The following is a 571-nucleotide window of genomic DNA, read 5'->3' on the forward strand; positions in this document are numbered from 1 at the left end:
GGCGTTGGACTGGATCGACGAGTACGGCGACCTGCTCGGCAACGGCTACATCTCCTACTGGCGGCGCAACACCGTCAACGGCCTGGAGAACCAGTGCTGGAAAGACTCCCCGGACTCGATCTCCTACCACGACGGCCGCATCCCCCGCCCACCCCGAGCCACCTGCGAACTCCAGGGCTACGCCTACGACGCCAAGATCCGAGGCGCCCGCCTGGCCCGCCAGTTCTGGAACGACCCCGCCTACGCCGACCGACTCGAACGGGAAGCCGCCGAACTCAAGCAACGGTTCAACCGCGACTTCTGGATCCCGGACAAGGAGTACTACGCCCTGGCCCTCGACCCCGACGGCAACCCCGTCGACGCCCTCGCCTCCAACATGGGTCACCTGCTGTGGAGCGGCATCGTCGAACCAGCCCGGGCGAAAGCGGTCACCCAACACCTGTTGAGCCCCGCCATGTTCTCCGGCTGGGGCGTCCGCACCCTCGCCAACACCGAAGCCCGCTACAACCCCGTCGGCTACCACGTCGGCACCGTCTGGCCGTTCGACAACTCCATCATCGCCTGGGGGCTG

At 67.1% G+C, this 571-nt stretch carries 1 protein-coding gene; it reads left to right on the plus strand.

Annotated elements, in window-relative coordinates; genetic code table 11:
* A partial coding sequence (locus C1I99_RS31845; protein ID WP_369122455.1) for an amylo-alpha-1,6-glucosidase occupies positions 1-571 on the plus strand: 571 nt, incomplete at both ends.

Source organism: Micromonospora deserti, assembly GCF_003236335.1.
Lineage (GTDB): Bacteria > Actinomycetota > Actinomycetes > Mycobacteriales > Micromonosporaceae > Micromonospora > Micromonospora deserti.